25 protein-coding genes and 1 pseudogene are annotated in these 21,328 nt (G+C 43.3%); 13 read left to right on the top strand and 13 right to left on the bottom strand.

What is annotated here, in order from left to right:
- Positions 1 to 107: 107 nt before the first annotated feature.
- The 5 genes from CB4_RS11390 to CB4_RS11375 form a co-directional block, all read right to left on the bottom strand.
- The gene (locus CB4_RS11390) at positions 108 to 389 is read right to left on the bottom strand and encodes a hypothetical protein (RefSeq protein WP_096465912.1); all 282 of its coding nucleotides are present in this window, start codon (positions 387 to 389) and stop codon (positions 108 to 110) included.
- Positions 379 to 633: a hypothetical protein gene (locus tag CB4_RS11385; protein WP_096465911.1), complete on the bottom strand. Its 255-nt coding sequence runs from the start codon at positions 631 to 633 to the stop codon at positions 379 to 381. The genes CB4_RS11390 and CB4_RS11385 overlap by 11 nt, the downstream gene beginning before the upstream one ends.
- 238 nt (positions 634 to 871) lie before the next feature.
- Positions 872 to 1,120 carry a hypothetical protein gene (locus tag CB4_RS11380; RefSeq protein ID WP_096465910.1) on the bottom strand — a complete coding sequence of 83 codons (249 nt, stop codon included), beginning with the start codon at positions 1,118 to 1,120 and terminating at the stop codon, positions 872 to 874.
- Entirely contained in the window at positions 1,113 to 1,265 is a 153-nt protein-coding gene (locus tag CB4_RS20995; RefSeq protein ID WP_157737942.1) for a hypothetical protein, read from the bottom strand. Before CB4_RS20995 ends, CB4_RS11380 begins: the two co-directional genes overlap by 8 nt.
- Positions 1,258 to 1,698 carry a hypothetical protein gene (locus tag CB4_RS11375; protein ID WP_096465909.1) on the bottom strand — a complete coding sequence of 147 codons (441 nt, stop codon included), beginning with the start codon at positions 1,696 to 1,698 and terminating at the stop codon, positions 1,258 to 1,260. Before CB4_RS11375 ends, CB4_RS20995 begins: the two co-directional genes overlap by 8 nt.
- 507 nt (positions 1,699 to 2,205) lie before the next feature.
- On the opposite strand from CB4_RS11375, the gene CB4_RS20990 reads away from it, so the two are divergent.
- The 11 genes and pseudogenes from CB4_RS20990 (at position 2,206) to CB4_RS11330 (ending at position 11,509) form a co-directional block, all read left to right on the top strand.
- Positions 2,206 to 2,382, top strand: coding sequence for a hypothetical protein (locus CB4_RS20990; protein ID WP_157737941.1), 177 nt, complete (start codon positions 2,206 to 2,208; stop codon positions 2,380 to 2,382).
- Between the two features lie 298 nt (positions 2,383 to 2,680).
- Positions 2,681 to 3,133 carry a JAB domain-containing protein gene (locus CB4_RS11370; RefSeq protein WP_231955977.1) on the top strand — a complete coding sequence of 151 codons (453 nt, stop codon included), beginning with the start codon at positions 2,681 to 2,683 and terminating at the stop codon, positions 3,131 to 3,133.
- Between the two features lie 411 nt (positions 3,134 to 3,544).
- Positions 3,545 to 4,798 carry an LPD29 domain-containing protein gene (locus tag CB4_RS11365; RefSeq protein ID WP_096465907.1) on the top strand — a complete coding sequence of 418 codons (1,254 nt, stop codon included), beginning with the start codon at positions 3,545 to 3,547 and terminating at the stop codon, positions 4,796 to 4,798.
- A 143-nt stretch (positions 4,799 to 4,941) separates the two neighbouring features.
- Positions 4,942 to 5,271, top strand: a complete 330-nt coding sequence (locus CB4_RS11360; protein WP_096465906.1) for a hypothetical protein — start codon at positions 4,942 to 4,944, stop codon at positions 5,269 to 5,271.
- 26 nt (positions 5,272 to 5,297) lie between these two features.
- Complete coding sequence (locus CB4_RS11355) at positions 5,298 to 5,717, top strand: helix-turn-helix domain-containing protein (protein WP_096465905.1); 420 nt, start codon at positions 5,298 to 5,300, stop codon at positions 5,715 to 5,717.
- A gap of 46 nt (positions 5,718 to 5,763) precedes the next feature.
- Positions 5,764 to 6,111 carry a hypothetical protein gene (locus CB4_RS11350; protein WP_096465904.1) on the top strand — a complete coding sequence of 116 codons (348 nt, stop codon included), beginning with the start codon at positions 5,764 to 5,766 and terminating at the stop codon, positions 6,109 to 6,111.
- 47 nt (positions 6,112 to 6,158) lie between these two features.
- A complete protein-coding gene (locus tag CB4_RS11345; protein ID WP_110546191.1) occupies positions 6,159 to 7,292 on the top strand; it encodes a DNA cytosine methyltransferase in 1,134 nt (377 codons plus the stop codon).
- Positions 7,223 to 7,729: pseudogene (locus CB4_RS22005) on the top strand (DNA cytosine methyltransferase); the annotation flags it as partial. The gene CB4_RS11345 and the pseudogene CB4_RS22005, both read left to right, overlap by 70 nt.
- A gap of 52 nt (positions 7,730 to 7,781) precedes the next feature.
- A complete protein-coding gene (locus CB4_RS11340) occupies positions 7,782 to 9,542 on the top strand; it encodes a DEAD/DEAH box helicase (RefSeq protein ID WP_096465903.1) in 1,761 nt (586 codons plus the stop codon).
- A gap of 88 nt (positions 9,543 to 9,630) precedes the next feature.
- On the top strand, positions 9,631 to 10,395 hold the full coding sequence (locus tag CB4_RS11335) for a DNA adenine methylase (RefSeq protein ID WP_231955976.1): 765 nt from the start codon (positions 9,631 to 9,633) through the stop codon (positions 10,393 to 10,395).
- Between the two features lie 34 nt (positions 10,396 to 10,429).
- Positions 10,430 to 11,509, top strand: coding sequence for a phosphoadenosine phosphosulfate reductase domain-containing protein (locus CB4_RS11330; RefSeq protein WP_231955975.1), 1,080 nt, complete (start codon positions 10,430 to 10,432; stop codon positions 11,507 to 11,509).
- A gap of 97 nt (positions 11,510 to 11,606) precedes the next feature.
- Here CB4_RS11330 and CB4_RS11325 read toward each other — a convergent pair whose 3' ends face one another.
- Positions 11,607 to 13,091, bottom strand: a complete 1,485-nt coding sequence (locus CB4_RS11325; RefSeq protein WP_096467721.1) for a DNA/RNA helicase domain-containing protein — start codon at positions 13,089 to 13,091, stop codon at positions 11,607 to 11,609.
- A gap of 310 nt (positions 13,092 to 13,401) precedes the next feature.
- Between CB4_RS11325 and CB4_RS11320 the strand changes: the two genes are divergently transcribed.
- A complete protein-coding gene (locus tag CB4_RS11320) occupies positions 13,402 to 14,010 on the top strand; it encodes a hypothetical protein (RefSeq protein WP_096465902.1) in 609 nt (202 codons plus the stop codon).
- Positions 14,011 to 14,248: 238 nt separating this feature from the next.
- Here the strand turns inward: CB4_RS11320 and CB4_RS11315 are convergent, their stop codons facing one another.
- The 4 genes from CB4_RS11315 to CB4_RS11300 all read right to left on the bottom strand — a co-directional run bounded on the left by CB4_RS11315 (position 14,249) and on the right by CB4_RS11300 (position 18,714).
- Positions 14,249 to 15,154, bottom strand: coding sequence for a hypothetical protein (locus tag CB4_RS11315; protein ID WP_096465901.1), 906 nt, complete (start codon positions 15,152 to 15,154; stop codon positions 14,249 to 14,251).
- A 462-nt stretch (positions 15,155 to 15,616) separates the two neighbouring features.
- Positions 15,617 to 16,282 carry a helix-turn-helix domain-containing protein gene (locus CB4_RS11310; protein WP_096465900.1) on the bottom strand — a complete coding sequence of 222 codons (666 nt, stop codon included), beginning with the start codon at positions 16,280 to 16,282 and terminating at the stop codon, positions 15,617 to 15,619.
- A gap of 303 nt (positions 16,283 to 16,585) precedes the next feature.
- Complete coding sequence (locus CB4_RS11305) at positions 16,586 to 17,521, bottom strand: beta-ketoacyl-ACP synthase III (protein WP_096465899.1); 936 nt, start codon at positions 17,519 to 17,521, stop codon at positions 16,586 to 16,588.
- A gap of 77 nt (positions 17,522 to 17,598) precedes the next feature.
- Positions 17,599 to 18,714, bottom strand: a complete 1,116-nt coding sequence (locus CB4_RS11300) for a DUF3900 domain-containing protein (protein ID WP_096465898.1) — start codon at positions 18,712 to 18,714, stop codon at positions 17,599 to 17,601.
- 127 nt (positions 18,715 to 18,841) lie between these two features.
- Between CB4_RS11300 and CB4_RS11295 the strand changes: the two genes are divergently transcribed.
- On the top strand, positions 18,842 to 19,615 hold the full coding sequence (locus CB4_RS11295; protein WP_157737940.1) for a DUF4931 domain-containing protein: 774 nt from the start codon (positions 18,842 to 18,844) through the stop codon (positions 19,613 to 19,615).
- A gap of 48 nt (positions 19,616 to 19,663) precedes the next feature.
- Here CB4_RS11295 and CB4_RS11290 read toward each other — a convergent pair whose 3' ends face one another.
- The 3 genes from CB4_RS11290 to CB4_RS11280 all read right to left on the bottom strand — a co-directional run bounded on the left by CB4_RS11290 (position 19,664) and on the right by CB4_RS11280 (position 21,266).
- Positions 19,664 to 20,434 carry a DUF3050 domain-containing protein gene (locus tag CB4_RS11290; protein ID WP_096465896.1) on the bottom strand — a complete coding sequence of 257 codons (771 nt, stop codon included), beginning with the start codon at positions 20,432 to 20,434 and terminating at the stop codon, positions 19,664 to 19,666.
- Positions 20,435 to 20,532: 98 nt separating this feature from the next.
- The gene (locus CB4_RS11285; protein ID WP_096465895.1) at positions 20,533 to 20,847 is read right to left on the bottom strand and encodes a hypothetical protein; all 315 of its coding nucleotides are present in this window, start codon (positions 20,845 to 20,847) and stop codon (positions 20,533 to 20,535) included.
- 197 nt (positions 20,848 to 21,044) lie between these two features.
- Entirely contained in the window at positions 21,045 to 21,266 is a 222-nt protein-coding gene (locus tag CB4_RS11280; protein WP_096465894.1) for a hypothetical protein, read from the bottom strand.
- Between the last annotated feature and the right edge of the window lie 62 nt (positions 21,267 to 21,328).

Genomic DNA, 21,328 nt, shown 5'->3' with positions numbered 1-21,328 from the left:
TTTATCACATCAACGTTGTTTTTCCACTTGATTGTTTCGTCAAAAATCAACTATCTACTCGCTATATTCGACGGTATTTTACGGTTTTATACAAAAGAAAACGGCAGCTATTCGCCACCGTTCATTCGATACAGCATATACTCTTGCCCAATCTTCACCAGAAACGAAGCAAATCCAGCAGCCAGCGCGAAGAACAGAATCTGCAGGTTGACTCCGTGAAATAACCAGTAGATGAACAGCCCGCACCAAAATCCGTTACAAAATGGGCAGCTCGTCCATTGCCCACATAACGGGTGTAAATTGCGAAACCAATCACGCAGCCGCTTGATTGACTTGAATTCAATCAGGAAGAAACGTAACGCTAGCGCATACAGCAGTTCAATTCCCACGTAAATCCTTCTCCAGCATTTCGAGTTCGCCACGCAGTAGTTTAACTTTCCCGGTCCCGTCTGTGCCAATTGTAACTACGTCATCATGATTCATTACAAGTGCAACGACAACACAATCCAGAAGCCATCCTCGACCTGCCGTAAGCACTCCGCCAAAATCATCTTTCACCGTATACATTTCTTGTTCTACCTCCACTACAGGACAGCAACTGTTCTCTGTGCAAAGTGTAAAGGTACGTTTCATAAGCAAATCATCTCCTTTCTCATTAACTAATGTCAGATTCTATTTGCATGATATTGAAATTCTGGAAGAATCGTGCACCCAGTAGGTAACGATCCAAGCTTAACAGACGTATCATCTCGTTCATCAGCTTTGCCAGTGCCGAAATCTCCTACTCTACTTCCACCACCAAGCAACAGCTATTCTCTGCGCAAAGTGTAAATGTATGTTTCATCACTCATGATTTCCTTTGATAAAGCTGCTACTCCTTGGATTCTTTTAACAATTCTTCTGCATTCTCAAGCATGTACGCAGATACCTTTTGATATCCCTCCGTATTGATCTTCTCGGTGAATCCTCTAAATTTCACTCTGGCTGGATAAGCAGATTTAGCGATGCCATTATCATCAACATCCACAACAATCGCCCATCCGAATACATGCAGGAAACTATTCATCAACCAAAATAAACCGCTGTCTCTAAACTCCTGCCAAGACTTCTCATTAACCATACATATCATCTCCCTTTGTAAATTCAGCACCATTAATTTTCAACTCACCAGTTTTCTCGTCTAACTCAGCAGTAATTCCCGTGCTCTTCAATTCATCTTGGAGTTTTCGAGCATTTTCTATTTTAGCTTCCAAGCGCTCATTCACATACTTCATCTCCCCGTATCTTGTACCCTACAAGCTTTCCTGCAACATTGTCAAACTTTACAATTTCACTTACAGGAACGTATACCTGTACATCAGATTGACTGTGTGCTCCAATCGTATCGGCATTATAGCCATAAGAAGGTTTCCCTTTAGTGTATTCACTTATATTCGCTTGACTCATGAACATCCTCACCATAATCGATGGTCTGAATGCTTTTAGTTTAGCCACCGCAAAACTCGTATCTTCCGGTTCGATACCTAACATTTCACTCATCCACTTTACAAGTGCCGAAATCTCCTGCTCTACTTTCATTCCGTTAGACTTAAGCTTCAGCAGCAACTCCATGTGCTCTTTCGCCTGTTCGTACGATACATACGTTTTGAGCGTTGCTACATGTTGACTACCCGTTACATACTGCTCATTCATCTCCATCGTCATCATCTCCTCATCTTCAAAATCGCGACGGTAGATAGATACAAGTATCTACTTACCATCTACTCATATCATAGCACACCGCAACAACTTGGAACAAAAATTTACCATATAAAAAATTCAGGCTCACTTTTAAGAATAGCCCATTTTTTCATGCAAATTTTGAGTTTTACAAGACGCGCAACAGAGTTGACAAAAAAATTTATATATGTGCTCGGAGACACCCCCGGCGCGAAGCGCAGACCCGCGTCATCCCAAGCACTGGGGGGGCTATTCACTCTATCACCAGACAGCTCCCTATCATCCACCGGCACACAAAAACTTTTCTACCCAACTTTTTTCCACGCATGCATAGTTGAGTCAACACCACGACAGACACACGCCGCACCTTGAAAACCGAATACCGGAAGCGCATCGACAAAGGAGGTAGACGCATGAACATCCCCTTCCTTCCTCGCTCCCCTCCACGGGTAAAGAGGACTCTACTGAGAAGGGAGGTGAAGGCAAATGCAACCAGATTTAGTCACGATTCTTGCGGTTACTGCACTCTTTCTTGCTCTCTGCATCGCATACAAAAGCATCAAGATTAGCTTCAAATGGAACAACATAGAGTTCAACATCGAAGCAAGCAGGGAGAAAAAAGAAAAATCCGATGCGGACACATCGGATTCACAGCAAGAATAAAGAAAGGGAAGGCGGGCGTAAGTCGCTCAACTTCCCCGCCTTCTCTCCTTACCAGTAGTTTATGCGATGTGACCACCAAAATGCAAGAAAGAAGGTGATTTTCATGGTTTGGCTTTTAGCATCGGCAAATGTACTGCTGCTTATCACTTTGTTTTTACTGCATCGCCTGGATAAACGCCTATAATTCCGAGCGTCGATGCGCTTCCACCCCATTACATCTACCATAATACGCATTATGGTAGGTAGCAGTAGGCAGAACAGGGGATGAACCCCGAATTTTACCCAGGAGATGATATGTATGAAACGAATCAACGTATTTTCTGTAGAATTAATCCGGGATAAAGCCGCGCTGTATGACATTGAGAGCAAGAAAGTCACCAGTCCAGACGCAGCCTATCGCGCAATCGAGGAGATTTTCAGCCTATCCAGCAAGCCGAATGAACACTTTGGCATGTTCTCACTCAACACCAAGAATGAGATCATCGGCGCACACCTGATTTTCTCCGGCTCGGTAAACAGTAGCGTAGTACATCCGCGCGAAGTATTCCAACGGGCATTGCTCAATAACGCTACATCTGTCGTAGTGTTTCACAACCATCCAAGCGGCGATCCAGGACCGAGCCGTGAAGATTTAGACGTGACGCGCCGGTTACAAGAAGCTGGAAAGGTTCTGGGCATCGAACTGCTTGACCACATTATCATAGGAGATGGAAGGCATTACAGTTTGAAAAGTAAAGGTCACATGAACTAACCAGGGCGCGGGAGTTTATACTCCCCTCTCCTGTTCTACCTACTGCAAATGGTATTGTTCGGATATTCTGGCGCAAGTGGTGTATTCGGATATGTGAACGAGTGGCATTTCGAGGTGAAAAACACGGATGATATACGCATATACAGGCACTAATGTACGCGATATGCATGGTGCAACGCATGGAAAAGTTATATCCGAGTATGCTGGCGGGAGCAGACACCCCTTCACCCTTTTCTCACCATGCCTCCCTCCTCTCTCATCCATCGCCGTATCCTGTTACCCCTATCCGTACTCTCTTTATTGTGTCACTCGCTATTAACGGCATTAGATGTAGGCATTTTCCCACCAGTGTTTCAATCTGGCTATTCTACCCTAAATATAACTGGGACAATTTACAAGGAGATGATATGTATGGCTGATGTTGTAGAAATCGCAAAGCAAATCCGCACTGTTCTGAAAAAGGAATTCCCAGCTACAAAGTTCTCTGTCCGATCCGAGCGCTATTCCCTGGGTGCATCTATTCGCGTATCTTGGGATGGTCTGCCGTCTACTGCCACTGTTTCCACAATCACAGACTCTTTCGCGAAAGTTCGCTACTGCGATGCAACTGGAGAAATTTTGAGCGGCGGTAACATGTTCATCACAGCCCAAGCCAGTGAAACGGATGAAGTACGTGCGGCCATCATGGAGCGTATGGACCAGGAACTAATTGAGCAGTACGAGCAAGATCACTCATACTTCCGCCGCTACCGCGAAGAGTACAATCGCATTGCTGATGAATTGTATGCCGAGCGTCTGGCAAAATGGCAAGCGAAAAAAGCCGAGCGCAAGCAATCCCAGACAAGTGCAGAAACTACCATGATCACTGAAGAAGTCGCACAAATCAGTGAACCATCCGAGTCTGTCACTATCACACTCAACGAAGAAAAGAACGGTATCGAAGTTAGTTTCGGATCCAAGCCAGCACCGGAAGTTCTCGCCCAGCTCAAAGCACATGGATTCCGCTGGTTCCAGCCTAAAAAGGCATGGATCGCCAAACAAACGCCGGAGCGCCTAGGGTTCGCACAGTCTCTTTCCGGCGAGTCAAGCACAGGAGATCCCAGTACAGATTCACAACCTGCCGAGCCCCAACTCACCGATGCACAACAGGTCGCACTGGATGCACGCTTGAGCAAACCGAACGTCAAGCCGCTACGTCTGTTCCAAGACAAAGACGGCCATATCATCCTGGAATGTGTAAATACATCACTCGAAACACCATATCCATTTTGTTTCATGTGGGATATAGCTGGCAATCAGAAACGAAGCGGAGCCGCTGAAAAATTCGAGCTTGAGAAATACACGCTAATTCGGGAGTATCAGAACCATGTTGAGCATACAGTATTCTCTCACCCAGAACTCACATCCGAGCAAAACAAGTACATTTCTACACGTCTGGCCCACTGGCAGAAAACAGGCATCGGCGTTCCGGTTCGTCTATACAAATCAGATCAATACGACTGGGTACTACTGGAGTGTATTCACCGCGATGGAAAAACGATGTACATGCGGATTTTCGAAGGATGGGCAGATTTCATATACAACTTTACTTTCATTAACCGTGATAGTTTCGTTCCAATTCATGATTTCACTACTGAACAGGGGATGATACCATGCACCGTATAATGTTCGTCTATGCTGGTAAGGGCCGCGACATTCGCCGTATGCTCAAAGAAATGCGTAGTCGTCTGGAGAAATAATTGTCTGTATATGTGCCTTGCCCATTAAATATACTGTAAGTAGATGAAAGTAGATCAGGAGATGATAAAATGAAAACTACTGAACCAATCGTTTGCCAGACTATCCCCGATCATTTATACCGCAGCCAGTACTGGCGCCCAATCATTTACCTCTTTACCCAGCATGAGCTGCTTAGTCAATATATCCACCTTGTAGACTTCAAAGGTGAGCAGATCGAAATCGCTAAACTCAAACGAGCTGCACGCGCCTGGTCTCCAGCAGAAAAGTTCATGTTAAATCTTGCACTAAACTGCTTCAACGATCATAACAAAGTCAATCTAGGTGACATGGATTATCTGGATAGCGACAATAAAGAAATGGTATTCGAAGCCCTTCATTTGCGTTACAGCGGCAGATAATACAGCGCGAGGGATGTGAGAAATGTATGACTCCAGTCGCCAAGCGATTAGCAAAGCATCATAACGGCGGCATTGTATTTCTAAGTGTAGTCAGGAGAAAAGACTATCGCTTATATCGATACGCAGTAGATTACTTTATTGAGCTGGCCCCGGAATTACGGGATGAGAGATATTTGCTAGTAGATGACACATCCCTCCCCCCTATTCCCCAGAAACACTCTTTTCCGGTCTATAACCGGCTGTACTATCAGGCACGGAAATCTGGCTGCACCGTTCCAGAGTTGAAAGAAGCCCTCGGATGGCAAGATGAAAAGTTTCAGCAGATTGAGCAGCTGCATAGGAAAGGGTACACCGTGCGAAAGATCGCGGCGGAAACCGGTTACTCCAAAAGTGCAGTCGGTCGAGTTGTAAAAAAGATAAAATCAGCTGAAAAAAAGGGTGAGTGATCCGTATAGAGTATGTATAGCGAAAAATACAGAAAGGAGAAATTGCATGAAGAATCCAATGTTCTACGATGATGAAATCAGAATTGAAGTAGATTATGTAGGCTGGGAAGATTTCCAACCAGGCGACAAAGTAACATGGAGCAACGGTATCGGTAACACATTTCCAGTCAAGAAAGAGCAACCTATCGGCATATTCTTGACATACCTTCCTCCTGGTGAATCAGCAAAACAGATACTTCCAAAAGGTATCAGTGGCAATCAGTTAAAGGGTCAGGATGTAGCCCAGAAAACCAATCGTGCTATTGTAGCTGTTCCGCGTGGTGGTAAAAGTCAACTTGTCGATTACTACATGCCGAATGTCAAGTGGTTACGACATATTAACGATAGTGAATAGCCTATTATTACGTCAAACGGTGATATTGCGAGGAAAGGAGAAGTTGAATGCAGGAGATCATAGTCGATAATTTCGCCGGTGGTGGCGGTGCGAGTACCGGTATTGAGATGGCAACAGGTCGTAGTGTTGATATTGCCATCAATCATGATGAGGATGCTATTGCGATGCATCAGGCAAATCACCCAGACACAGAACACTACTGCGAATCAGTATGGACTGTGAACCCTAAAGAAGCAGTCAAAGGCCGATCAGTAGCACTGGCATGGTTTAGCCCAGATTGCAAACATTTCTCAAAAGCAAAAGGGGGCAAGCCGGTCGAGAAAAACATCAGGGGATTAGCATGGGTTGCTGTCAAATGGGCAAATGCGGTTAAGCCAAGGGTCATTATGTTGGAGAATGTAGAGGAATTCAAGACATGGGGGCCTCTGTTGAAAAACGGAAAGCCAGACCCTGATAGAAAAGGTGAAACCTTCGACGAATTTGTAAATGCGTTAAAGAAACGTGGATATGAAGTGGACTATAGGGAACTCAGAGCATGCGATTATGGAGCTCCTACAATACGCAAACGATTTTTCCTAATTGCACGGTGTGATGGGAAGCCGATTGTTTGGCCGAAGCCTACGCACGGTGATCCAGATAGCGATGATGTTAAGAAAGGAAATTTGATGCCGTGGAGAACAGCATCGGAAATTATTGATTGGACATTACCATGCCCTAGCATATTTGAACGGAAAAAACAGTTGGCTGAGAATACATTACGGCGCATCGCCCGAGGAATTAAACGATTTGTATTAGAAAATCCGCAACCATTCATCGTGCGGATCGGGCAGACAGGGTTCGGTGGAGATCGTCTGCAATACGAAATCAATCAACCGTTAACTACGATTACCACTAAAGCTGAGCACTTATTAATACAACCGTTCATAGCAAAGCATTACGGTGGAGGATATACCGGACCCGGAACTGATTGCAACGAGCCATTATCAACAGTAACGACGGTTGATCATAACGCCCTGGTAACAGCTTTTCTATCAAAATACTATGGCGAAACATCACCAACAGAAGTACGCGGTCATGAACCAGACGAACCATTACACACGATCGTACAGCCAACCGATTCGCACTTGTCACAAGTCATTTGGTTAAGTTTCGTGGTACTTGCAAAGACGGCCAGCCAGTAACTGTTCCTATGCCGACAATTACAGCCGGCGGGCAGCATGTTGGAGAAGTTAGAGCGTTTCTGGTGAAATACTACGGTGCTGGCATCGGGCAAGATGTACGAGAGCCACTGCATACCGTACCAACAAAAGACAGATTTGGACTTGTTACTATTCACGGCCAAGACTATCAGATCGTTGATATTGGAATGAGGATGCTGCAACCACGTGAGTTATTTGCAGCACAGGGGTTTCCAAGCAACTATATCATCGGCAAGGATCACAATGGTAACTCGTATCCAAAAGCTGAACAAGTGAAACGCTGCGGAAACTCGGTACCACCACCATTTGCGGAGCATCTTGTTCGAGCTAACTTGCCGGAGCACTGTACAGGGGCTGGGAATGTAATGACGTTCGAAAGGTATAAAGAGACTGTTGGTCAACTGAAGTTTTCGATGTGAATTTTTACAAAACAGCCCATTTTGTAGATAGTAAATCAGGAGATGACATGACATGATCACATGTGAAAAAGTCTTAGGGGTAGACAAAAGGTGGTGGATCAAAGCCACCTTCCCCTACTGCGATGAATACGTGCAAGCAGTTAAGCGAGTACCACATTCTCTTTATGTACGTGATGCTCAGGCATGGGCTATTCCCTGGGAGATGAAAGCACAGTTTGACCACAGTACAAATGATTTCATCGTAATCTGGAACAACGCCGAGCACTCCCCTTCCGACATGATCGGCGGCGGTATACCGGAAGAAACACTGTCTACTCAGCCAAGTATGCTGGGTTACAGTATCAAGTATGACGGTGACAAGATTATATCCTACACCGGATTCACCGCTGCGCCCTACCGTTCGTATCAAGTGCAAGGAGTAAACGCACTAGTACAAAATCACTTTTTGATTCTGGCGGATGATATGGGCCTTGGAAAGTCATTTTCGCTTATCTCAGCCGTCGAAGCACTGACCAAAACAGGAGATATACGCAAGGGCTTGATCGTCGCCAAGTCCTCCCTGCTCTACAACTGGCTAACCGAGATCAAGAAGTTTTCACACTTAAAAGCCGTAGTCATGGCCGGGAACGCTGATGCACGCCACCAGATCATCAAAGAGTTTGCTACGGACGACAATCAGATTCTTATTATGTCCTACGACACATATCGCCGTGACCTTGAGCATTTGAAGAAACTGAACAAACACCGCGTACTCGACTTCTGTGCGCTGGATGAAGCGCATGTAGCATTGAATCCAGACTCGCAGATCGGCAAGGCTATCCACGCGATTCCGTTCCGGCGCAAGTATGTGCTGACCGCTACGCCGTTCAAGAATCATCCACTGGAGCTGTACAACTTCCTGAAATGGGGCGGCCTAACCGACGACAATCCGTACCAGTTCCGGCGGCGCTACGGCATTCTCGGCGGCTTCCAGAACAAACAAGTTATCGGTGTAAAACGTGTGGCTGAACTCAAAGACATGATTAACCGCTGTATGCTGCGCCGCTTAAAACGCGACAAGCTTGACCTGCCACTGATCACTTTCAAACAAGTGAAGCTGAAAATGACAGCAGAACAGCAGCGCATGTATAGCATCATCAAAGGTGAGATTATGGCCGAGTTGGAGAATCCGGCATTTGAGATGCCGTCTAATCCACTCACCGTACTCATGCGCTTGCAGCAGGTAACAGCCAGTCTTGACCTACTTAGCGATCCAACTTCTCCATCCAACTCAGTGAAAGTAGACAAATTGATAGGGTTGGTCAAAGAGATTACCCAGCGCGGCGAGAAAGCGATCATCTTCTCAAAGTTCCGCTCGATTGTTGACTTGGTAGCCGAGAAACTGGCAGCCTACTCCCCTGCTGTTATTCATGGAGATGTAGACGCACAGGGACTAACAGAAGCGCAAGCGCAGCGCAAAGCGAAAAAGACAGGTGAAGATGCCGAATTACTAATGGCATCGGAACGCCAGCGCGAAGTAAATCGATTCAACACAGACCCAGCTTGCAAAGTCGCCGTACTGTCTGGCGCTGGACGCGAAGGACTAAACATGCAAGCTGGCACACACTGTATCTTCCTCGACCATCCTTGGACATACGCTGATTACGAACAAAGTTACAGCAGAATATACCGTATCGGGCAGGAGAAACCCGTAACGGTCTGGGACTTCATGTGTGAGGATACAGTCGATGAGCACGTGTATGACATTGTGATGAGCAAGAAAAGTGTATCTGAGTACATGCTGGATAAGCGGCAGGTGGCCGGGATGATATAAGTACGTGTGGTTTGGACATATTGGAAAAAGTGAGGCGGAGAAATTGAAAACACGCTCACCATTGATATGGTTTGGAGGAAAAGGGAAAGTGGCTAAAAAGATTATCAGTCGGATGCCAGCTCACAAAACGTATGTTGAACCGTTTGGTGGGGCTGCACATGTGATTACTCAAAAATCTCAAATTAGCCATGAAGTCTATAACGACATAGATGGAGATTTAGTCAATTTCCTCCTTGTCGCTCGAGATCTACCTGAAAAATTGTCGAAGGCATGTGAAAGTCTTCCGTATAGTCGACAGCTATACGGAAAGTGGAAATCAGAAGAAATGCCAGAAGATGAGTTTGAACGAGCTGTACGCTTTTTCTATTTGAATCGTTCGGGCATTGCAAAAGGCAATGGCCCTGGATCCTGCAAAACTGGATGGAGACATAGTACATCATCCAATCAAAACCCAGCGATGGGCTATCAAAGTGCTTGCTCGCTAATCAAGGCCTTTGCCAATCGGATGAAAGGCGTAATGATTGAGCACGATGATTTCCGCAAGATCATTGAAAAATACGATAGTCCGCAAACGCTATTTTATGTGGACCCTCCGTATATTGGACGGGAAAAATTTTATGCCGGGGGATTTACGGAGCAAGATCATCGAGAACTAGCAGGTCCTCTACAAAACATCAAGGGAAAAGCAATTGTTTCATATTACGATGATCCACTCTTACTCGAGATCTACCCTGATTGGCGAAGAGAAACATTCGAAAGTTATAAGCAGGTTGTCAACGGAGACAACTGCCATGCCGAAGAATTGCTGCTGATGAATTTTAAAGAGAAGCAGATGAACATTTTTGATATTTAGCTAAATTCAAATGTACTCGCCAGGAGATGACATTGTGAGTAGATTCGAGCAAATTGATATGTTTGATCACACGGAAATTTCTATTGAAACCAAAGTAACTGAACGCCCTTCTATCGACCTCCTCCCTCTAAATGAATATGACCACATTATCATTTCACTGTCTGGCGGTAAAGATAGCGTGGCCTGCACGTTGAAGAAGCTGGACGAAGGTGTACCACCGGAAAAGATCGAACTCTGGCATCAGTCAGTGGATGGTGGGCATAACGATGCCGTAGAATTCCTCGACTGGCCTGTGACGGAAGCGTATGTTCAGGCGTTTGGTGAATTGCTCGGCATCCGTACCTCTTTCCAGTGGCGAGAGCGCGGCATATACGGGGAGCTCATGAGAAAAGACTCGCTGACAGGAGATGTGTACTACTGTGAAAACGGAAAAGTCGTGCATTTACCAACACGGAACGGAAAGAAAACAACTCGCCTACGCTGGCCTGCCATGAGCCCGGACCTTCGTGTTAGGTGGTGCTCTCCTTATGTCAAAATTGATGTATTCCGTAGGGTATTGAACAATCATCCACGCTTCCAGGGCACGATGGAGCAGCCGAAAAAGATACTGGTCATCACAGGTGAGCGCCGGGAAGAATCATCGAACCGTGCAAAGTATGCCGAAACAGAAATACACGCTTGCAATTCCAGAACACGAATCGTTCATGCTTGGCGCCCTGTGATTGATTGGAACGAACGAGAAATCTGGGATATTTATGAGCGCTGGCGACTCCTCCCCCATCCTGCATATCTCTGCGGCTGGAATAGGACCAGCTGCATGGGATGTATCTTTTCGACTGCTGATCTCTGGACCATGATGAGAGAAATAGCGCCGGAACGATTTTATCGGCTGGTAGAAGTCGAAAAAGAACTAAATCACACTATTGATACGAACCGATTGACACTGGAGCAAAAGGCAAATATGGGCTCGCTCAAGCGCCTACCAAAAGATGCTCGATTGAGTAAGTGGGTTCAACTCGCTTTGAACAGAAGCTTTCGGAAAGAAGATTTGATAATGGATAAATGGGAGCTGCCGGCCGGTGCATTTCAAGGTGCTGCCGGCGGTCCAGTATAGAACTATTTTAAACACACTGGAAAAGTTGCCACTTAGTTATTTATCAGAAGTTAAAAGGCCCCTTATAAAATTCAGGGGCCCATACTTGGCTTCCAAACTACTTTAATCCTAATATATTTAGGCACTGTTTAAGTACGGCTTCATTATTGATAATAACAATACCGAGCTTTTTCCTAGCTCTTGTTACTATCTGGAAAAGCATTTTTGTTGGATTATAATGGGCTCCATACCAACCTTTAGTGGATAATTTTCTATCTTCGTTGTAATAAAAATGATGGTCTAGTACTGCAATGACATTATCGTACTCTTGTCCAATAACATTATGTGCGTTATCGTTCCAACCATACTGGAATTCTTTATATGGATTATCATTATATAAAGGTGGGGTGTAGTTTATGACTTTCCAATCCCGATCTTCAACCACATCTATATATTGTTTAGCATCACGAGCACAAGAAAAATATCTAATATTAATATTAGAATATTTTTGGTTTTGATTTTTTTTAGATAGATCAAACAAATTTTTAATAAATGACGCGATTTCTTTGTTGGTTCTAATTTTCTCAGTTAATCTAAAAATTTTAGGAGAAACATTTTCTATAATATATTGTGGAATATTCCTCTTTATCTCATCAGCAGAAAGACATTGTTGAGAATCATAAGAGAAAATACATTTAGCGTTCGTATTCTTTATGCTATTTAAAATGATTTCTAACTGATTTTTATATATTCTCTGAGCTTCATCTATAATTATAAGGTCATATTTACTCAAATCATATAATTTGTAATCTTTAATCGGGGATATTTCCCATGGATACTTTTCACTAAGTTTGTAGTGACCATTATTAAGATTACCACAGTGAAAAATAAGAACACTCTTTGGAATACTTATATATTGTTTTGCAATATCGTACGTTAAAAGAGTCTTACCAGTTCCTGCGTGTCCCTCAATTGAAATAAAACAAGGGCCCGTTTCCGTACTTAAGTTTAATATATCATTTTTAACAGTTTCTTGATGATCGGTTAAAAAATACTGTCCTGACACAAAAGCATCCGTTGAATTAAAAGGAGAAACTAAATAGTTAGAAGGATCAAACAACCTGTTTATATCCTCAATATATTGTAATACTTGATCATTTAGTTTAGAAATTAGAAACGGAAACTTAGTTTTTTCTAGTGTCTCACTGTCATTCAGGTAAAATAACTGCCTATCTTCCACAACGTAAGTGAAGCTTAATACTTCCTTTTCTAAAAAGTTAAGATAGTATTTATTTTTTTTTAGCTGCTTTCTTATTTTTTCTTCAGTGCTCGTTCTTTTAAGTTCAATATTAATTATGCTGTTTTCACCAAATCTCAGTAGATCAAACTCCTTACCTATCTGATTAATGGTATAACCTATGTAGAACTCATCAAGAATGCCCAGTCTTTCTGAATGAGTTTGAATCTCCTTTATTAGTGATTCTATATCTCTTAATTCATCTTCTTTTATTTTAATGTCAAAATTATTTAAATATAATCCAAAGACTGAAGGTAATAGGTCATTTTTTGCGCTGACTAAAGACAATAAGTTTACTGGTTTCATGTGCTCTACCCTTTCGCCCAATTGATTACTAAAAAACTCCTACTATTATAACAATTTTATATAAAAAAACGGCAGAGGTGTAAGGAAATCACTCAAATCATTGGAGTATTTCTCCTTAAACACCCAACTCTTCCGAGTGAGTAGTCATTTTCCAAAAACTATAAATTTTTACTTAGCAAAAAACCTACTAACCATTTTTCGTTCTTATAATCTAATTTATCTTTGGTAGAATACCGTCAGTAAAGTAAACTCAAAAAATACCGATATATCTTGACAAGACTACAAGATCCCAGACACAAGGAGCACTAGAATGGAATTCATCTTAACAGACGCCACCGAATTCGCACATAAATGTAAAGCACGTACCAGTTATGAGCAAAAAGAGCTTGCATTTACTCTATTTAGGCACATCTTTGACTTTGGGAAGTACAGCTTTTTCGATGCTAAGAACGACTGTCGTGGTATATTAGCAGGAGAACACTTTCTGTACCACTTTATGTTTGATCCAGAACATGACATGTACTATGAGCTACCCACCCCATACTTCTACGAGCTACTTATTTTCCGTACTCGCATTGGTGAATATGAACTTTTAGCCAGAGAAATAGAACGTATTATCAACTCAGTACGTGAAGCTATTCAAAAAAGTTCTAACCGTTTAAACGAGTGGCATATTCGAAACGTTTATGTGCTAGGATTAATAAACGATCAGATAGAATTAGAAGTACGTTTGGACCAATACTCATCATCCCCCGTTATAGTCCAGGTTGATGCACAAGAGTTACTTCGTATGAGAGTTATTAGACGCAAAACCTCTTTTAAAAAAGCCGGGGAATGGCTGAATACGATTCAAGGAAAAAGACTTGTTTTACATGCACTAAAAAAATCATTTGACTGGGCATCAGAAGCAGCTAAATAGTATTACTTTTTCAATAAAACAAAGAGCCAGCAGGAGATAGCTGGCTCTTTTTGCTACTGCCGATGTAACTCATCCATTCAGATGAATTCTTTCCTTTGGTATTATCTGCTTCCATCTACCAATAATACATCCTCCGCATTATTCACCTTCTCCAAAGTGGTTTAAATGAGTACCCTGGATACAGACAAATAACAACAGCTAAAAGGTCCTACTAACACAGTAGCGGGCCTTCTGTAGTCTAATTTTTTTTAGAAAGACCCACAGACAAAATTGAAAGTGCTACCCCTGCAATGGTAAGTATTTTTTGTAACGCTGCATCTACATTTTTATCAACGTTCATTACAAAATATATAAACACACAGCTGATAAACAATATGCATGACTGAAAAAACTTATTTTTAAACAACTCTGTCCAATCATACTTCTTATCAGATATCTGAAATCCATCCTGTTCCTCAATCTGATCCACTATTTTTTGCAGAGATATGTATGTTTGTGTATTTCTAATATCAATCTTTTCGACTATGTCAGAAAGCTGTGAATTACTATTCAGAAATAACTTTTTTGAAAGTATATATCCGTACAAGTCAGTTAGCATGTTAAGCATTTCATCTATTTGGGGAAACTTCTCTGATTGTTCGTATAGATAACTCTTTTCTGCAATTATTTTTCTGACCCTTTTTAAAAGGTTACGTTCATCGTTTAGAATTGTACTAAAAATAAACGCATTATCCATATTCTCCTCAACAACAAAAAATTGATGTGTTAATTTATTAAGCATAACCCTTGTTTCCAATAAGTTAAACCTTCTAAAATAAGTATGTGTTTGTAAATTTTCAAACCTCTCAATAATCAAAAACAATAAAATAAATATTCGATTGTTTACAGGATACTTTTTAAAAGGATCTAAAAACTCACTAAATATAATCAATAAGATAGCAGGAGCAAACATTAAAACAAAACCCATTATCTGCAAAATACTTGAAGTATCTTTTTCTGTGATTCCCTTTATGAAACAAATAACACCTATAACGAAGGCTATAGCCCATATTGCGACTAACACTATAATAAACCTAATATATCGCTTTAATTTCGCTTCATCCTTTTTATTAACAATGGTTTCAAAATAAAATCTTTTATTCATCCAATGCAGCCCCTTATACAAAAGTACCAAGAATAAAGTTCTACATAAGACTTAAAAACCCTTTTACTGAAAACAAAATCCTTACATTTAGACTTATATACTAGACATGACTAACAATATTATGTTTTTTAAAATCAATGCTCATTTAAATACATAAAACAGAATCGTTCTCCTACCTACTGGTTCTTTTTAATACATAATCTAATCCATTTTAGGTTAAAACGATGTCAATAAGTTCAACAACAAACATATACAAATCCACTCGGTATATTCAACATCCGTATAATCGGCGATATGTTCAAAATCATATCAAGTGGATTTATGCAATTCTTTAAACGAAACGGATGGAATTAGATCATATCTAAAAATGAGCAACCCAAATAAAAGAGCCACCAATCACTTTTGGCTCTTTCTTCAATTAGTTCGAATTTTATCCTGAACAGCAGACTATAGCTCCCCTAATCACTCTTCCTGATCTAACCAGTTGAATGATGGATGGAAACCTTTAATTTTATGATATACTAAGTTTGAATTGTTTTTATTTATATCTGTTGTAGGGATGTAATCCGGCACGCCCCAGAAGTCCGCTTCATCAATGGGTTCTGCCGCTTTTACTCCCTCTTTTTTTTGTTTGTATAGAGTGTCAGACTGCATGTCCTCTTTCGTTTCAGACTGCGTGTCATTTGGTTGCAAAAAATTTTCGCCGATTTCTTCCGACTCTTTCTCTATTTCTGACTGTTTCTCATCAGCGTATTCAAAACGAACACGCCTCATTAATTCTGTTTCTATAGCTTTCCAATCCATACGAGGCTGGATCTGGATAATGTTAGCCGATTGGCAGCCACCTACCCAGGTGCGGATCACTTGAATAAATCCGAGCTTGGCCAACATTTTTACCGCACGCTTAAGTGTAGATATGCTGAGTCCTGTTATATCATTCATGTACTCATACGTGGCCCAGGATACGCCTCGAACCTTGCAGGAGTGGGAGGCAAGAAAGTCCACCACTTTCATAACGGAGGCAGGTAACATACCTCGAATGCGCTTCTTAAACGCATCCACAATCGTATTCATAACTTCAATGTTTCCAAAGACTTTTACCTCAAATTTCTTCGCCAAAATAAACACTTGTATTCCCTCCTGATAGGCGAAGGAAAGAGTGCATCCCTCTTCCTTTCGCTTATCAGTTATGCACACGATAGCTTACCTTTATCATTATAAGGAAAAGTAACCCAGTCCCCGATACTGAAATGCTCCATACCTTCCAACTCCTTGCCTGCATGAACGCTTATTAGCTATCGTAAGCAGATGGGCTGGTTTTGTTACCACGAAATAGACTGTATCGCAAAAAAATCCGCAAGTCTTGAACAAAAACCCGCTTTTTCACGCATACACTGCCGAAAAGCGGGTTTATCCCTGTCATTTATTCTATTATTTCCCCCATTTGACAACAAGCGCTCCCCAGGTAAGGCCACCGCCAAATCCAACAAATACAAGGGTATCCCCATCGTGTACCTGACCAGCTTCAAGTTCCTGGAGCAAAGAAAGTGGCACAGACGCCGCTGACGTATTACCATACTTGTTCACACTAACCGACATTTTCTCGCGTGGAATTCCAAGTAAATCCCCCGCCTTCTCCAAAATGCGCACATTCGCCTGATGAGGTACAATACGATCAATATCGGCAACCTCAAGACCAGCACGCTCCATAACATTGCGCACCGATTCATTAATTTGGCGCACGGCAAACTTGAACACTTCCCGACCGTTCATTGCAACCGTTCCATCCACATACAAATACGGGCCGCCAGCCCCGTTCGATCCAAGCTCATACGACAAAATCCCGCGTCCTTCCGATACCGGACTCAGCACAACCGCGCCTGCCCCGTCTCCAAACAATACGGCCGTCCCCCGATCTTCCCAGTCAACGATGCGAGAGAATATTTCCGCTCCAATCACCAGTACATGTTTGCAGGCACCTGTCTCAATAAACTGCTTAGCAGTTACCAACCCATACAAAAAACCCGAACAGGCCGCACTAATATCCATTGCGCCTACAGGGCGGCAGCCCAGCTCTTGCTGTACCGCACAGGCCACAGATGGAAATACCTGATCTGGCGTTGATGTCGCCACCAGAATAAGATCAATATCATGAGGCACAAGACCGGCTGAGTCAAGCGCCTTGCGTGCGGCTTCGACTGCCATATAAGCTGTAGTCATTCCTTCAGGCGCTATGCGCCGCTCTTCAATCCCGGTCCGAGTAAAAATCCACTCATGTGACGTGTCAAGCTTTTTCTCTAAATCATGATTCGTTACAATTTGGGATGGCACAAAACAACCCACTCCCGTAATGCCTACTTGTCTCATTTATGTCGTTATACAGCGCATCAAAATGCGCCTTCCTCCCAATTTAATCATCTATATTTTATTTTTTGCCTGCTTGTCTAAAACGGCGGCGCGTCATCGTCTTCCGGGTCGGCTGATAATTCCTCCTCGGCAGCTTCAGGCTGTTTTTCCCGAATACGCGCAAGCACGTCTTCTAATTCATCCGGACGCAACAGTTCAATCGGTGACACGCCCTTCTCAAATTCAAATGCATCGCCTTCAAGCACAACCACATACCGTCCGCCGAAACGTGCGATATGTACGGAATCACCAAAGTCCGATAGCATCGCTTTCACCAGCATGTGATCAAGCTTCAGCCGCAGTTCCAGATCCGGCTTCTGCTCTACCAGGTACGAGGCAGCTTCAACCACTTGTTCCGGTGCCCACTTCTCCTGTAGCTCCCGCTTCTCACTGGCCGCCCAGATCTCCATTTCTTCTTCCTCGCGCTGTCGCTCCTCACTCTCCTCATCATACACCGTCTCGATGTACTGCTGCACAAGTCCCATCATCTGCGTATTCATCACTTCCGGCAATGACTGTTCATACGCGACAAACTTAAGAAAATCTTCAAAATAGCGCGCATGTGATGACTGGTGGATTTTTATCTCACTTTCTTCTATCATCCCCGGCTCCGGCATATGCGGATACTGAATCGACTTCATGTTTTTCGCCGTAATCGCCATCTCTACATTGCGGATCAGGCTGCGTTCATCCGTGATCGAAGCTACCTTCGGCTCAAAATCACATTTGAGTACAAATACAAACGGGTCATCAAAATATTTTGGCAGTCCGGCACGTGCCACAATAAGCGCCCCGCCACGTACAGCACTCGTATTCATATACATCTGCACAAGTTCATCACTATAGGAGCGGAACTGTTCCGCTGTATGCGCACTCCGAAGCCTTGCAAATAAATTATAATTCGGATTACTTGTTAGATCATGTCCCGGCTCCACAATGAAGAATCCAAGCTTTGTTGGTACTTGATCACTTTTCGGATGGCGCTCGACTTTCCGTTTGGCGATGCGGACAAATTCCCCATCAAGGAACGCAGCTAGCGGGCTGTCCGTATACGCTTCCGCGTCAAGCGTCTGAAAGTGTTTATACGAACGGTCTGGTGACTCTCCTTCACCACGCACAACAAAAAATGATACATACTGTACACTGAATTCCATCTCGTTCTCCCTTTGTTTCCTCTTTATGGTTCAGCTCATCTATTGTACCACAAAAACGTTTTCGTTTTGTCGGACACGTGCGTATATTGTATAATTAGAGAAAGCAGTGAAAAAGAGGATGCGTATAATGAATACATATATGACATTTATTACAAATGTGGCCCGCCAAAAGCCGTCTACTTTGCACAACAGTGAGACGGCCTGTCCATTTTGTGACCGGGATACACTTTATAAGGAAGGCGTTATCCTAGCAAAAGAGGACCCGTTTTTGATTGTGGAAAACAAGTTCCAAACACTTGACCGCGCCTATCAGATGGTTCTGATTGAGACAGAAGCTTGCAATCACGGCGATTTATCTATGTACGCACCAGACTATTTATATCGGCTATTCCGCTTCGCTCTCGCAAACTGGGAAGCACTTGAAGCCAGCGGGAAATTCCGTTCCGTCATTTTTTTCAAAAATCATGGGATTCATTCTGGGGGCTCGATTTACCATCCGCATATGCAATTTGTAGGGCTTACCGATGTCGATTACCGGGAGCGCGTAGAAGCCAGGCAGTTTATGGGACTCATCGTGGATCAGCAGCCGGGCGTAGAACTGAATCTTTCTACCTTTCCACGCGCTGGATTTACGGAGTTTAATGTCGTATTGACAGACCGGACAAAACTAGATGAGTTTTCGAACTATGTCCAGATTGCTGTTCATTTTATCCTCAATGTCATGAATACTAAGTATAAAAGCTTCAATATTTTTTTCTATCAATTCGAGGACAGACTCATTGCCAAAATTATTTTACGAGCGCCGGGCTCCCCTTACCTCATGGGCTATTCCATCGTGCAAGTTCCCAACACACTTGCAGATGTAGTCGAGAAAGTACAAAGTCTGTACTTCTCCAAATAATTGTATAACAAAAGCCGTTCCCTCCATGTCGGAACGGCTTTCTTTTCTTTACAAGCCCTGGTTTTCGATTTCCTCTACTACGCCATCCCACAGCTGCCCACGCATCTGCAAGGCCGTCCGAGCAATTGTGTGTGCTTCCTCCAGCTTTTTCGGATCATCTCCACACAGACTCGCAAGCAGACGCTCAGCAAGCGGACCGTGCTCTCCTTCATCAAGCTCAACGTGGCGACGCAAGTAATAATCCAGCCATCCAGACGAAGCGCCTTCTTTCTCCAGTGAGGCAATAAGCAGGCGGAACATATCCGGAATCAGTCCTTCTCGTCCATAAAAGAATACAGCTGCCACTTCATGCAGCTCCCCAGTCAGCGCCACGCGCAGACTGAACTCGACAAACTCGCGTGCTGTCTTTGGAACAGCCGGATGGCGCAGTGCCTCTTCATACGATTTTCCGGCTGTAAGCTCCGCCAGAAAAGCCTGGATTGGACCTTGATCTGCTCCTGCCTCTTCCATCGCCTGCAAGTACAGTTCAAAATGACTGATATAGCCCCCTTGTCCATCCTCATCCGATTCTTCCCCGAGCACAATTTCATTCACAAACCGCGTATATTCCGGGTTCGTATACGGCATCCATGGCACCGTGACAGATGTGACGCCCTGCTGTAGCCGCTTTAGCAGACTCATGAAATCCCATACCGCAAATACATGATGCTTCATCATAATCCGAACTCGATCCGGTGTAGTCATCTGTCCATACACCGGGTGCGCGAGAAGCTCGTCCCGCACGGTATGCAAATGTCTAATGGCTTCTGTTTGCTGCATATCATGCCCTCCTGTTCATCCTTACTACGTTTTACATCTCCCTCTTATCTTATGACTTCTTATTTGATACATCAAGCTTCTATGGATAAAAAACCTGATCAGATCTGATCAGGCTTTTTTGCAAAGTCCACCGGAACAATATCGCGGATGCTAATACGCCCCGTTCGACTTGTATCCAAAAATTTAACCCGCACATCAGCAGGTGTACCGTACGTATCCATCATAAAGCCAATGACCATGCAGATGCGACCCCGATGCTTCTTCTTTAGCAGATTAATTGGATCAATTATGTATTTACCGCCGAGTTCGATCGTTACGGACCTTGTCACTCCGCTATTCGTGTATGTATTCACCATACAGGACACAATTTTGCCACGTTTGTCCTTGAAAAAATCAACATACGACGATGCCATCCATGCCCACTCCGTTTCCTATTCTTCCTCTCGAAGCCTATGCTCTTCTATCTTTGTTCCCATTCCTTTTCTTTTTCATCCCCTAACTATAAGACTATATTACATGGAATAGGATAGATTAATCCACTACTTTCTACATAATAAAAGGAATATAGACTATAAAAAAAGAGCCCCGTACAGGGACTCAGGTAGGACGACTATAATGGAGCAAACTCGCCAAGTTTCTCGCCACTCTCATAACTTTTTAAGGAATCACGATACGTAATTAAGTTATTATCCCTCAAAAAGTCGGAAAATTGATCCGGCGACATTTGGCCGATTAAACGTCCTTCTTGAACAGAAAAGGCAGCAAGCCCTCGGGGCACGGCATCAAAATACAGGCTGCTCGAACATGCGGATTGAAGTGTAACCTCGATCATATGTCCCCCTCCTTGTTCTGTATTGTACCCGTATGACGAACAGATATGCGAAGGGGAAGATA

The organism is Aneurinibacillus soli (genome assembly GCF_002355375.1).
Lineage (GTDB): Bacteria > Bacillota > Bacilli > Aneurinibacillales > Aneurinibacillaceae > Aneurinibacillus > Aneurinibacillus soli.
This window is presented reverse-complemented; position numbering and strand designations above follow the sequence as displayed.